Origin of the sequence: Pseudomonas sp. JV245A (genome assembly GCF_032424515.1) — a bacterium.
GTDB lineage: Bacteria > Pseudomonadota > Gammaproteobacteria > Pseudomonadales > Pseudomonadaceae > Aquipseudomonas > Aquipseudomonas protegens.
Window position 1 is genome coordinate 1 of record NZ_VYKE01000151.1, and the last position, 12259, is coordinate 12259.

The 12259-nt window shown below is 62.6% G+C and carries 10 protein-coding genes and 1 tRNA gene; 7 read left to right on the forward strand and 4 right to left on the reverse strand.

All coding sequences use genetic code 11. The features are described 5' to 3' along the window. Positions 1 to 279: 279 nt before the first annotated feature. Positions 280 to 1761 carry a glutamate--tRNA ligase gene (gltX, locus tag F6S12_RS26235; protein ID WP_011060367.1) on the reverse strand — a complete coding sequence of 494 codons (1482 nt, stop codon included), beginning with the start codon at positions 1759 to 1761 and terminating at the stop codon, positions 280 to 282. A gap of 232 nt (positions 1762 to 1993) precedes the next feature. Here gltX and F6S12_RS26240 point away from each other — a divergent pair, with 232 nt between their 5' ends. Both F6S12_RS26240 and F6S12_RS26245 read left to right on the forward strand, forming a co-directional pair. Then, a complete protein-coding gene (locus F6S12_RS26240) occupies positions 1994 to 3040 on the forward strand; it encodes an HlyD family secretion protein (RefSeq protein ID WP_041752090.1) in 1047 nt (348 codons plus the stop codon). 49 nt (positions 3041 to 3089) lie between these two features. Next, a complete protein-coding gene (locus F6S12_RS26245; RefSeq protein ID WP_169893377.1) occupies positions 3090 to 4580 on the forward strand; it encodes an MDR family MFS transporter in 1491 nt (496 codons plus the stop codon). 112 nt (positions 4581 to 4692) lie between these two features. On the opposite strand, the gene uvrB is transcribed toward F6S12_RS26245, so the two are convergent. Beyond that, entirely contained in the window at positions 4693 to 6708 is a 2016-nt protein-coding gene (gene uvrB / locus F6S12_RS26250; protein ID WP_011060364.1) for an excinuclease ABC subunit UvrB, read from the reverse strand. 337 nt (positions 6709 to 7045) lie between these two features. On the opposite strand from uvrB, the gene F6S12_RS26255 reads away from it, so the two are divergent. Together F6S12_RS26255 and F6S12_RS26260 are read left to right on the forward strand one after the other, a co-directional pair. Beyond that, positions 7046 to 8242, forward strand: a complete 1197-nt coding sequence (locus F6S12_RS26255) for an amino acid aminotransferase (protein WP_011060363.1) — start codon at positions 7046 to 7048, stop codon at positions 8240 to 8242. 131 nt (positions 8243 to 8373) lie between these two features. After that, a complete protein-coding gene (locus tag F6S12_RS26260) occupies positions 8374 to 8571 on the forward strand; it encodes a hypothetical protein (protein WP_011060362.1) in 198 nt (65 codons plus the stop codon). A gap of 6 nt (positions 8572 to 8577) precedes the next feature. Here the strand turns inward: F6S12_RS26260 and F6S12_RS26265 are convergent, their stop codons facing one another. Then, a complete protein-coding gene (locus F6S12_RS26265) occupies positions 8578 to 8811 on the reverse strand; it encodes a hypothetical protein (protein WP_011060361.1) in 234 nt (77 codons plus the stop codon). 270 nt (positions 8812 to 9081) lie between these two features. Here F6S12_RS26265 and F6S12_RS26270 point away from each other — a divergent pair. The 3 genes from F6S12_RS26270 (at position 9082) to F6S12_RS26280 (ending at position 11520) form a co-directional block, all read left to right on the forward strand. Then, positions 9082 to 9157, forward strand: a tRNA-Asn gene (locus F6S12_RS26270). A gap of 524 nt (positions 9158 to 9681) precedes the next feature. Further along, positions 9682 to 10839 carry an MFS transporter gene (locus F6S12_RS26275; RefSeq protein ID WP_077934993.1) on the forward strand — a complete coding sequence of 386 codons (1158 nt, stop codon included), beginning with the start codon at positions 9682 to 9684 and terminating at the stop codon, positions 10837 to 10839. A 93-nt stretch (positions 10840 to 10932) separates the two neighbouring features. After that, positions 10933 to 11520 (forward strand): SH3 domain-containing protein, encoded by a 588-nt coding sequence (locus tag F6S12_RS26280; RefSeq protein ID WP_041752088.1) that lies wholly within the window; start codon positions 10933 to 10935, stop codon positions 11518 to 11520. Positions 11521 to 11583: 63 nt separating this feature from the next. Here F6S12_RS26280 and F6S12_RS26285 read toward each other — a convergent pair. Further along, positions 11584 to 12259 (reverse strand): solute carrier family 23 protein (locus F6S12_RS26285; RefSeq protein WP_315869479.1); only part of this gene is annotated, 676 nt, incomplete at its 5' end.

Here is a 12259-nt window from a genome sequence, read left to right on the forward strand (position 1 = left end):
TCATCGCTGAGGACGGGGCGAATCTTAAGGGGCGATCGGAAGGCTGTCAATTTTTTTTCCGTTTTTTGAAAAAAAATTTGCCGGGATAACAATCACTTACCGCCCCGCCCGGAAAACCCGGGGTTTTGCGGCCCTCTGCGCCTGCGGCGAGTCGCACAAAACACTCGCCGCAAGCCTCAAAGAACCACCAGAAGCCGCAATCAACCCGCCTGGCGCTTGAGTTTCAAGCGTAGTCGAAAAGCTCCCCGCCCCTGTCGGCTGCCCTTGGGCAAAAACGCCTCAGGCGATGGCGCCGAGGAGTTTTTCCCATTCCTTGTTTTCTTTCTTCGACACACCACCCAGCAGATCGATGGCCTGGCGCAGACGGAAACGGGTCAGGTCCGGACCGAGGATTTCCATGGCATCGAGCACCGACACCGAACTGGCCTGGCCAGTAATGGCGGCAAACATCAGCGGCATGGCATCGCGCAGTTTCAGCTCCAGAGACTCAACCACCGCCTGGATGGTCGCGGTGATGCTGTCTTTCTCCCACTGACGCAGGCTTTCGAGCTTCCACAGGATCAATTGCATCAGCTGACGCACCTGATCGCCAGACAGCTTCTTGGACTCGAACAGCTTGGCATCCGGGTTCACGCCACCGGCGAAGAAGAAGCCGGCCAGCGGTGCGATCTGGCTGAAGGTCTCGACCCGGCCCTGTACGTGCGGTGCGATCTTCATCATGTAATCGGGGTTCAGCGCCCAGGTCTGCACCCGGCTGGCGAACTCCTGCACCGGCAGGTCACGCAGCCACTGGCCGTTGAGCCAGGACAGCTTCTCGATATCGAAGATCGGCCCCCCCAGGGACACCCGCGACAGGTCGAAATTGTCGACCATTTCCTGCAGCGAGAACTTCTCGCGCTCGTCCGGCATCGACCAGCCCATGCGGCCCAGGTAGTTGAGCATGGCTTCCGGCATGAAGCCCATGCGCTCGTAGAAGGTTACCGAGGTCGGGTTCTTGCGCTTGGACAGCTTGCTCTTGTCCGGGTTGCGCAGCAGCGGCATGTAGCACAGCTGCGGCTGCTCCCAGCCGAAGTACTCGTAGAGCAGGATCAGCTTGGGCGCCGACGGCAGCCATTCTTCGCCGCGCAGCACGTGGGTGATGCCCATCAGGTGGTCGTCGACCACGTTGGCCAGGAAGTAGGTCGGCAGGCCATCGGTCTTCATCAGCACTTGCATGTCCATGCGATCCCACGGGATCTCGACATCGCCGCGCAGCATGTCCGGCACCACGCAGACGCCTTCGGTAGGCACTTTCATGCGGATCACGTGAGGCTCGCCGGCCGCCAGGCGCCGGGCCACTTCTTCCTTGGACAGCAGCAGGGCCCGGCCGTCATAGCGCGGGGTTTCGCCACGGGCCATCTGTTCGGCACGCATCTGGTCCAGCTCTTCGGCGGTGCAGAAGCACGGGAAGGCGTGGCCCAGGTCCACCAGTTGCTGAGCGTACTTCTGGTAGATGTCGCCACGCTCGCTCTGGCGATACGGGCCGTGAGGGCCGCCAACGTCCGGGCCTTCGCTCCAGTTGATGCCCAACCAGCGCAAGGCGTCGAAAATCTGCTGCTCGGACTCCCGGGTCGAACGCAACTGATCGGTGTCTTCGATACGCAGGATGAACTCACCGCCATGCTGCTTGGCAAAGCAATAGTTGAACAAAGCGATGTAGGCGGTACCTACGTGGGGATCCCCGGTAGGCGATGGCGCGATGCGCGTGCGGACGGTGGTCATGGCATGTCTCGAAAGGAAAGAAAAACGAGGAATAAAACAGGGGGCGAATGGTAACAGGCGACGGCAGCCCCGCTCCAGTGAGGAGGGCATTTAAGCCAAGGTTGCGACTCCAGGCCGCTGCCAGCCGGTTGAAGGGCCAATAATCAGCCCATGGCATTTACCGCCCAGTGGCTATATGCCAGATTCGCCCGCTGATAGATCTCCTTACACTTTTATTGAATACAGCCAGCCCATGCCAGCCCAACTCAAGCGTCGCCTGTTTGTCTTTCTGTCCCTGGTCCTGTTGATTGCCCTGGGTTTTCTTGCCCACTGGTGGTTCCACGGGCGCTTTTACGAGACCACGGACAACGCCTACGTGCAGGGCGAGATCACCCGGGTCTCCAGCCAACTGAGCGCGCGAATCGAAGAAGTGCTGGTGCAGGACAACCAGCATGTGGAACAGGGCCAGTTGCTGGTACGCCTGGAAGGGCAGGACTTCCAACTGGCGGTGGACCGCGCCCAGGCCGCCCTGGATACCCGCGAGGCCGAACGCCTGCAGGCCCAGAGCAAGCTGACCCAGCAAGCCAGCCTGATTGCCGCGGGCCAGGCCCAGGTGGCGTCGAGCCAGGCCAGCCTGGGCCGCTCGCAGATCGACCTGTCTCGGGCCCAGACCCTGCGCAAGCCCGGTTACGTCTCCGAGGAGCGGGTCACTACCCTTTCCGCCGACAACCATATCGCCCGCTCCCAGGTGGCCAAGGCCGAAGCCGACTTGCAGGGCCAGCGCCAGCAAGTCAATGCCCTGAACGCCGAGATCAAGCGCCTCGATGCACAGATCGCCAACGCCCGGGCCGACCTGGCGCAAGCACGACTGAACCTGACCCGTAGCGAGATCCACGCCCCCATCAGCGGCCTCATCGGCCAGCGCGCCGCACGCAATGGCCAGGTGGTGCAGGCCGGCGCCTATCTGCTGTCGATCGTTCCGGACCAGGACATCTGGATCCAGGCCAACTTCAAGGAAACCCAGATTGGCCACATGCAGCCAGGGCAAAAGGCCGAGCTGACCTTCGACGCCTACGGCGATACGCCGATCCAGGCCCGGGTCGACAGCCTGTTCGCCGCCTCCGGCGCGCAATTCAGCCTGCTGCCGCCAGACAATGCCACCGGCAACTTCACCAAGGTGGTACAGCGCATTCCGGTCAAACTGACCTTCGCAGCCGACAATCCCCTGCGGGGCAAGATCCGCCCCGGCATGTCGGTAACCGTGAAGGTCAACGTCAAAGACCCCGTCGATGGCCGGTGATCAACTGCTGCGTCCGGTGGGCGAACCCACCCGGCGCGACTGGATCGCGGTGATGAGTGCCATGCTCGGCGCCTTCATGGCGGTGCTCGACATCCAGATCACCAACTCCTCGCTCAAGGACATCCAGGGCGCGCTGTCCGCTACCTTGGAGGAAGGCTCGTGGATCTCCACTTCCTACCTGGTGGCGGAGATCATCATGATCCCCCTCACCGCCTGGCTGGTGCAGCTGCTCTCGGCCCGGCGCCTGGCGGTCTGGGTCTCGGTGGGCTTTCTTATTGCCTCCCTGCTCTGCTCCATGGCCTGGAGCCTGGAAAGCATGATCGTGTTCCGCGCCTTGCAAGGCTTTACCGGTGGCGCCCTGATCCCCCTGGCGTTCACCCTGACCCTGATCAAGCTCCCCGAGCATCACCGGGCCAAGGGCATGGCCATGTTCGCCATGACCGCCACTTTCGCCCCCTCCATCGGCCCGACCCTGGGCGGCTGGCTCACGGAAAACTGGGGTTGGGAGTACATCTTCTATATCAACGTGCCGCCGGGCCTGCTGATGATCGCGGGCCTGCTGTATGGCCTGGAAAAGAAGGAAGCTCACTGGGAACTGCTGAAAAGCACCGACTACGCCGGCATTCTCACCCTCGGCCTGGGCCTGGGTTGCCTGCAGGTATTTCTTGAGGAAGGCCACCGCAAGGACTGGCTGGAATCGAGCCTGATCGTCACCCTGGGCAGCATCGCCCTGATCAGCCTGGTCACCTTCGTCATCGTCCAGGTCTCCAGGCCCAACCCGCTGATCAACCTGGGCATCCTGCGCAATCGCAACTTCGGCCTGTCGAGTATCTCCAGCCTGGGCATGGGCGTTGGCCTGTACGGTTCGATCTACCTGCTGCCGCTGTACCTGGCGCAGATCCAGAACTACAACGCGCTGCAGATCGGCGAAGTGATCATGTGGATGGGGGTGCCGCAGTTGTTCCTGATTCCCCTGGTGCCCAAGCTGATGCAGTTCATTTCACCGAAATGGCTGTGCACCCTGGGCTTTGGCCTGTTCGGCCTGGCGAGTTTTTCGTCGGGGGTGCTCAACCCGGACTTTGCCGGGCCGCAGTTCAACCAGATCCAGATCATTCGCGCCCTGGGCCAGCCGCTGATCATGGTCACCATCTCGCTGATCGCCACGGCTTATATACAGCCCCAGGACGCGGGATCGGCCTCCAGCCTGTTCAACATCCTGCGCAACCTCGGTGGCGCCATCGGCATTGCCCTGCTGGCGACCTTGCTGGATGCCCGGACCAAGACCTATTTCGACTACCTGCGCGAAGCCGTTGTGCCCAGCAATCCCCAGGTGGCGGAACGCCTGGCAACCCTCACCGAGAAGTTCGGCAGCGAGACCGCAGCCCTGGGCAAGCTCAGCGAAATCACCCACCAGCAGGCACAGATCATGGCCTACAACGACGCCTTCCATTTCGTCGGCATTGCCCTGGGCATCAGCATGCTGGCGATCCTGCTGACCAAGGCCCTGCCCAAGGGCCTCAAGGCCGGCGAAGCCCACTGACCCACGAATTGCCTGTAGGAGCTGGCTTGCCAGCGAATAGACTCCCAACCCTTGCACAGGATTTGAGGGCCTCTTCGCCGGCAAGCCGGCTCCTACGAGGGATCGAGCCTCGTTAGACGGTGAGCAAGCGCTCGCGCAGCTTGGTGATTTCGTCGCGCATCTGCGCCGCGGCTTCGAACTCCAGGTCGCGGGCCAGTTGGTACATCTTCTCTTCGAGCTGGCGAATGCGCTTGGTGATCTCGCTGGGCGAGCGCAGTTCGTTTTCGTAGCGGGCGTTTTCCTCCGCGGCCTTGGCCATGCCCTTGCGCTTCTTGCTGCGCGAACCGGGCACGGTGGCGCCTTCCATGATGTCGGCAACGTCCTTGACCACACCCTTGGGGGTGATGCCATTGGCCAGGTTGAAGGCGATCTGCTTGTCGCGACGGCGCTCGGTCTCGCCAATCGCCCGCTCCATGGAGCCTGTGATGCGGTCGGCATAGAGAATCGCCCGGCCATTGAGGTTACGCGCGGCCCGGCCGATGGTCTGGATCAGCGAACGCTCGGAACGCAGGAAGCCTTCCTTGTCGGCATCGAGAATCGCCACCAGGGACACTTCCGGCATGTCCAGGCCCTCACGCAGCAGGTTGATCCCCACCAGCACATCGAAAGTGCCCAGGCGCAGGTCGCGGATGATCTCCACCCGCTCCACGGTGTCGATGTCCGAGTGCAGGTAGCGCACACGCACGCCATGGTCGGCCAGGTAATCGGTAAGGTCTTCGGCCATGCGCTTGGTCAGGGTGGTCACCAGTACCCGCTCTTCAACGGCCACACGCTTGGTGATTTCCGACAGCAGGTCGTCCACCTGGGTCAGGGCCGGGCGCACTTCCACTTGCGGGTCCACCAGCCCGGTGGGGCGCACCACCTGCTCCACCACGCGGCCGGCGTGCTCGGCCTCATAGTTGCCCGGAGTGGCGGAAACGAAGATGGTCTGCGGGCTCACCCCTTCCCACTCGTCAAAACGCATTGGCCGGTTATCCAGAGCCGATGGCAGGCGGAAGCCGTACTCAACCAGGGTTTCCTTGCGCGAGCGGTCACCCTTATACATGGCGCCGACCTGGGGCACGCTGACGTGGGATTCGTCGATCACCAGCAAGGCATCCGCCGGCAGGTAGTCGTACAAGGTAGGTGGCGCCGCGCCAGCGGGACGCCCCGAGAGGTAGCGCGAGTAGTTCTCGATGCCGTTGCAGTAGCCCAGTTCGAGGATCATCTCCAGGTCGAAACGGGTGCGCTGCTCCAGGCGCTGGGCTTCCACCAGCTTGTTGTTGGAGCGCAGGTATTCCAGGCGCTCCTGCAACTCCACCTTGATCCCTTCGATGGCGTCCAGCAGGGTTTCCCGCGGGGTCACGTAGTGGCTCTTGGGGTAGAAGGTGAAGCGCGGCAGTTTGCGGATCACTTCACCGGTCAAGGGGTCGAAGGCGCTGATGCTTTCCACTTCGTCATCGAACAGCTCGATGCGGATCGCTTCCAGGTCCGACTCCGCCGGATAGATGTCGATCACATCGCCACGCACGCGGAAGGTGGCGCGGGCGAAATCCATGTCGTTGCGGGTGTACTGCAAGTCCGCCAGGCGGCGCAGCAGGGCGCGCTGATCGAGTTTGTCCCCGCGATCCACGTGCAGGACCATCTTCAGGTAGGTTTCCGGGCTGCCCAGGCCATAGATGCACGACACCGTGGTGACGATGATGGCGTCCTTGCGCTCCAGCAGCGCCTTGGTCGCGGACAGGCGCATCTGCTCGATATGGTCGTTGATCGAGGCGTCCTTCTCGATAAAGGTGTCGGAGGACGGCACATAGGCTTCGGGCTGGTAGTAGTCGTAGTAGGAAACGAAGTACTCCACCGCGTTGTTCGGGAAGAAGGCCTTGAACTCACCATACAGCTGCGCCGCCAGGGTCTTGTTCGGCGCCAGCACCAGGGTCGGGCGCTGCACCTGGGCGATCACGTTGGCGATGCTGAAGGTCTTGCCCGAACCGGTCACACCGAGCAGGGTCTGGTGGGCCAGCCCGGCCTCGATGCCTTCGACCATCAGGCGAATGGCTTCCGGCTGGTCGCCGGCGGGCTGGAAGCGGGTGACTAGCTGGAATTCAGACATAACGTACCTCTGGGATCATTCGTGCGCGGCAATACCGTACAGGAACAGGAAAGACCGCGTACGACCCATGTCGCCGAGGAAAAAAACCGGAATATCCTTGATGTGGAGCCGATTACCACAGCTTTCAAGGCAAAGGTCCTACACCCGCTGACACCCTGGTTATTGCAATAAGACTAACGGTCGAAAAATAAAGCGAAAAACTTGGCGCAAAAGGTCAATAGCCTGTCGCCCCACGCGATGATGGCCTCTATACTAGCTCCCCGTTTGTGCACCGCTCTAGTGCATTCGGCTGGAGCGCGACACGTCCCTCCACACTCCATTCAGAGCCGCCGTAAAAATGAGCCTGTTCTCCGCTGTCGAAATGGCACCACGCGATCCTATCCTGGGCCTCAACGAAGCATTCAACACCGATACCCGCACCGATAAGGTCAACCTTGGGGTGGGCGTGTACTGCAACGAGGAGGGACGCATTCCGCTCCTGCGCGCCGTTGTCGAAGCCGAGACGATTCGCGCCGCCCAACATGCTTCCCGTGGCTACCTGCCGATCGACGGCATTGCCGCCTACGACCAGGCGGTACAGAAGCTGCTGTTCGGCAACGACTCGCCACTGCTGGCCGCTGGCCGCGTGGTCACCACCCAGGCCGTTGGCGGCACTGGCGCCCTGAAGATCGGTGCCGACTTCCTCAAGCAGTTGCTGCCCAACGCCGTGGTCGCCATCAGCGACCCGAGCTGGGAAAACCACCGCGCCCTGTTTGAGACCGCCGGCTTCCCGGTGCAGAACTACCGCTACTACGACGCTGCCACCCACGACGTGAACCGTGCTGGCCTGCTGGAAGACCTGAACGCCCTGCCGGCCCAGTCGATCGTGGTGCTGCACGCCTGCTGCCACAACCCGACCGGTGTCGACCTGAGCCCACAGGACTGGAAAGACGTCCTGGAGGTGGTCAAGGCGAAAAACCTCGTGCCCTTCCTCGACATGGCCTACCAGGGCTTTGGCGACGGCATCGACGAAGACGCCGCGGCGGTGCGCCTGTTCGCCGAGTCGGGCCTGACCTTCTTCGTTTCCAGCTCGTTCTCCAAGTCGTTCTCGCTGTACGGCGAGCGCGTTGGCGCCCTGTCCATCGTCAGCAGCTCCAAGGAAGAAAGCGCCCGCGTGCTGTCCCAGGTCAAGCGCGTGATCCGCACCAACTACTCCAACCCGCCGACCCACGGTGCAACCATCGTCGCCGCCGTGCTGAACAGCCCGGAACTGCGCGCCCAGTGGGAGCAGGAACTGGCGCAAATGCGCCTGCGGATTCGCGGCATGCGCACCCAGATGGTCGACTTGCTGGCCAAAGGCGCCCCTGAGCACGACTTCAGCTTCGTCGGTCGCCAGCGCGGCATGTTCTCCTACTCCGGCCTGACCGTTGAGCAAGTGACCCGCTTGCGCAACGAATTCGGCATCTACGCCCTGGACACCGGCCGCATCTGCGTCGCCGCGCTGAACCAGAACAACATCCATGTCGTGACCCAGGCCATCCTGCAAGTGATCTGATACACGACAGCGCCAACGAAAAGGGGAAGCCGGCAGGCTTCCCCTTTTTCGTTGGCGATACGTCGCTGCCCTGCCCGCCCCCACAGCCTCTAGACTGTGAGCCTATGCCCCCCTTGCTGAGCGAGATCCCGATGAAAAACGATGACCTGCGGGCCGACCGCGACGAACTGGAGCATTACCTGCCCCGCTCGCAGAAACGCGAAAAGAGCCTGGTGCTGCAAATTGCCCTGGGCGTATTCCTTGGCGGACTGGCCCTGTGGCTGGTGCAACTGGCCGCAACCTCGCTGATGGCCAAGCTGATGCTTGGCACCCTGACCTTCGGCGGCTGAACCGCCCTACCCCTGCAATTGAGCCAGGCGCTGGCTGGCGGCATCGTCGAACGCCACGTACAGCGCCTCGGCCACCTGGCTCTTGATGGCCTTGGCACTCTCCAGCCCCAGGACAAAACCTTCGGCCTTGCCGCCGGCACGGTTCAAATCCATCGCCGATCCGGCCTGGGTAATGGCGTCCAGCAACTTGCCGGCCTGGGGGCCGACCCCTTTGGGCAGGCTGATCTGCTCGATGCTCATGACAGCACCTCGCAGCACAGCGCGAAACAGATAGAAGGATGCTGGGATAAATCGAAGCAGATCATAAAGGCGTACCTATGCGGCTGAAGGCCGGCAGCGCGTGAAACCACTTCCGGGGCGCCATGGTAGCCCCTATCGGATCCGCCAGAGACGTGCAGACCGATAAATCCCGCAAAGTCCTGCCAGCCTTTCATTCAGATCCTCGTCGCCCTGAAAAAATATTTCTCGACTTGTTGACTTCCCTTTCTGAATCAGTAAGATACGGCGCATTCCGCGATAGCTCAGTTGGTAGAGCAAGTGACTGTTAATCACTGGGTCCCTGGTTCGAGTCCAGGTCGTGGAGCCATCTTCCTACACTGATTTGCCTTGATCCTCATGAGAGCGCCCTGCTCCTGCGGCAAATCAGCTCAAGCAGTATCCCCCTTGCAAATGATTGATCCGCCTGTCATCCCGACATGCGGATAGACGTTTCATGCACGCCTGAAATCCTCCTTCGCCAACCCGGTTGCATTGCCGCAAAGGCCTGACGTAGGCTGTGCGCCTCTTTATCCAAGCAGTCAGACCCCGTGATGTTCCTGCCCGCACAGTCACCGTGCCCTTCCCCCTTGATGAGCCCTTCGGCAACCCTGGCTGTTGCCCAACTTGACTGTGCGATCAACCGTCGACGCCGTAGCGTATTGTTTGCCTTCACCTTCTCCCCGCACCCGGGCCCACGCTGATCGCGATTGAACCCGGCGCCACCCCGCTAGCCCCTCTGCTTCCACCAGGGCATCTGCCCGGCAATCGCCCGCACGTCGGCCTGCGATGTCCTGCAGCGCCCGCAATAACTGTCTTTTTTGGCGCCTGACGCTTCAGGCGCAGGTCTTGATCATGAACAAAGCCTTGTTAGCCGCCCTGATCCTGGGCATCTCCATTGTCGGCCTGAGCATCGGCTCCACGGTGCCGATCCTTGCCCTGCGCCTGTATCAGGCCGGGGCCTCGAACAACCAGATCGGCATCATGTCGGCGCTGCCCGCCGCAGGCATGATGCTCTCGGCCTTCCTGGTCAATGCCCTGAGCCAACGCCTGACCCGGCGCCAGATCTACCTGCTGTGTTTCAGCCTGTGCGCCTTGAGCGTGGCCGCCCTGGAACTGCCCGGGGCCAGCCTCTACAGCTTGGGCCTGGCGCGGGTCGCCATGGGCCTGGGGGCGGGGCTGATCATCATTCTCGGGGAAACCTGGGTCAATGAAATGGCCGAAGACGCCACCCGCGGACGCCTGGTAGCGGTCTACACCACCTGCTTCACCTTCTTCCAGCTCCTGGGCCCGGGCCTGGTATCGCTATTGGGCACCGAGGGGCCCGCCGTGCTGGGCATCGTCAGCGTTGGATATGCGGTGGCGATCGCAGTGGTCTGGCTGATCCTGCCCCTGGAAGACCAGCAGCCGCTGCATGCCGAAAGTCGCACCTTTTCGGTACTGGGCTTTATCCGCATCGCGCCGGCGCTGTGCGTGGGCATCCTGTTCTTCGCGTTTTTCGACAGCGTGGTGCTGTCGCTGTTTCCGGTGTACGCCGCCACCCATGGCTACAGCATCAAGCTCGCGGCCTTGATGGTGACCATCATTCTGTTGGGCGACACCGCGTTCCAGTTCCCCCTCGGCTGGCTTTCGGACAAGCTCGGGCGCCCCGGGATCTACCTGGGCTGCGGCATCATTGCCCTGCTGATCGGCCTTGCCCTGCCACTGCTGATGCAAACGTCCACCCTGCTCTGGCCGAGCCTGGTCATCCTCGGCGCCGTGGCCGGCGGCATCTATACCCTGGCTATCGTGCTGATCGGCCAGTCCTTCAGCGGCGCCGACCTGGTGACTGCCAACGCCAGCGCCGGGCTGCTCTGGGGCATCGGCAGCCTGCTGGGCCCCTTGCTCAGCGGCGCGGCCATGAGCGGCGGCAGCTATGGGCTGCCCCTGACCCTGGCGGCGGCCGCCGCAGTGGTGGTGGTCTTCGCCCTGTCCCTGGTACGCCAGGGGCAACTCAGCAAGGCTGCCGACTGAAATACCGCGGATGCGGCCCGTGATCATTCACAGGCCGCATCTTTGTCATTACCATCGCGCGATCCGCACTCCCACCTCATGGATCCCCTCGCGATGGACCGACTCCTGCGCCTCCTGCCCCTGTACGGCCTGCTTTCCCTGTTGCCCCTGCCAGCCCTGGCCGAAGCCCCGGTGGACTGCGCCACCCTCAGCGACAACGTCTCCCTGGAAGCCGGCGAATATCGCCCGCCCCTCGAAGCCAAGGTGATAGGCCAGGGGCGGCTGCACTTTCACAGCGGGCCGAATGCCACCTGCCTGAACAAGAAGCTCTACGTGATTCCCGGTGATGGCCTGACGGTGTACGCCTCCAGTGGAGACGGCTGGGCCCAGGTCATGTACATCGCCAAGGACGGCGAGGACTACACCGGCTGGGTCGAGGAAAAACGCCTGTTGCTGGGCAAGCACTATGGCGCAAGCGGCGCCGAGCTTCCCGATGAGGTGGCCGCATTCATCCAGCGCCACGAAGCCTGCGAGCACTTTGCCGGCGAGGAAGCCTACGACGAGGAACGCCGGGTCTTCCTGGAGAAAGCCGTGAATGAGGTCTGCACAGGCCATGATCAGCAGCTCGCCAGCTTGCGCCAGCAGTACCAGGACAACCCCGACGCCCTGCAGGCCCTGAAGCCGCTGGACAACCTGGAATAACCGACTGCAAAAAAAACGGCGCCCTGAGGGCGCCGGTTTTTTTCATGGCCGCGGTACTCGACTTCAGTGAGTGGCCTCGACACTGCCACGCGCATGGCTCGGCTGCGAACCATCGCCGGCCTGGCTCGGTGAGTGGCCCGGCTCCTCTCCTACCAGAGGCACTTCATTGCCCTCGGCATCGTGCAGCTTGCCGCCGCTGAAGTAGTCACCCTCACGCAGTACGGCAACGTCCTGGAAGCGCAGGCTGCGCTCGGTGCCGGCGACGAACACCGACTGCTGGTCGGAGTTGCCCGCGGTGAAGTGGTTGAACGCCAGGTTCAAGAGGATCGCCATGATCGCCGAGGAGCTGATGCCCGAGTGGAAGATGGTGGCGAACCAGCTGGGGAAATGATCATAGAAGCTCGGCGCGGCAATCGGGATCATGCCGAAGCCGATGGAGGTGGCAACGATGATCAGGTTCATGTTGTTGCGGTAGTCGACCCGGGACAGGGTCCGGATGCCACTGGCCGCCACGGTGCCGAACAGCACGATACCGGCGCCGCCCAGCACCGAAGTCGGCACCGCGGCAATCACCCGCCCCATGAACGGCAGCAGGCCGAGGATCACCAGGAACAGCCCGCCGGTGGCCACCACGAAGCGGCTCTTGATGCCGGTGACCGCCACCAGCCCGACGTTCTGGGCGAAGGCACTCTGGGTGAAGGAACCGAAGATCGGCGCAATCATGCTCGACAGCATGTCG

Coding starts and splice junctions, on each gene's coding strand:
- gltX (WP_011060367.1), bottom strand. CDS start 1,761: ATGACCACCGTCCGCACGCGCATCGCGCCATCGCCTACCGGGGATCCC.
- F6S12_RS26240 (WP_041752090.1), top strand. CDS start 1,994: ATGCCAGCCCAACTCAAGCGTCGCCTGTTTGTCTTTCTGTCCCTGGTC.
- uvrB (WP_011060364.1), bottom strand. CDS start 6,708: ATGTCTGAATTCCAGCTAGTCACCCGCTTCCAGCCCGCCGGCGACCAG.
- F6S12_RS26255 (WP_011060363.1), top strand. CDS start 7,046: ATGAGCCTGTTCTCCGCTGTCGAAATGGCACCACGCGATCCTATCCTG.
- F6S12_RS26260 (WP_011060362.1), top strand. CDS start 8,374: ATGAAAAACGATGACCTGCGGGCCGACCGCGACGAACTGGAGCATTAC.
- F6S12_RS26265 (WP_011060361.1), bottom strand. CDS start 8,811: ATGAGCATCGAGCAGATCAGCCTGCCCAAAGGGGTCGGCCCCCAGGCC.
- F6S12_RS26275 (WP_077934993.1), top strand. CDS start 9,682: ATGAACAAAGCCTTGTTAGCCGCCCTGATCCTGGGCATCTCCATTGTC.
- F6S12_RS26280 (WP_041752088.1), top strand. CDS start 10,933: ATGGACCGACTCCTGCGCCTCCTGCCCCTGTACGGCCTGCTTTCCCTG.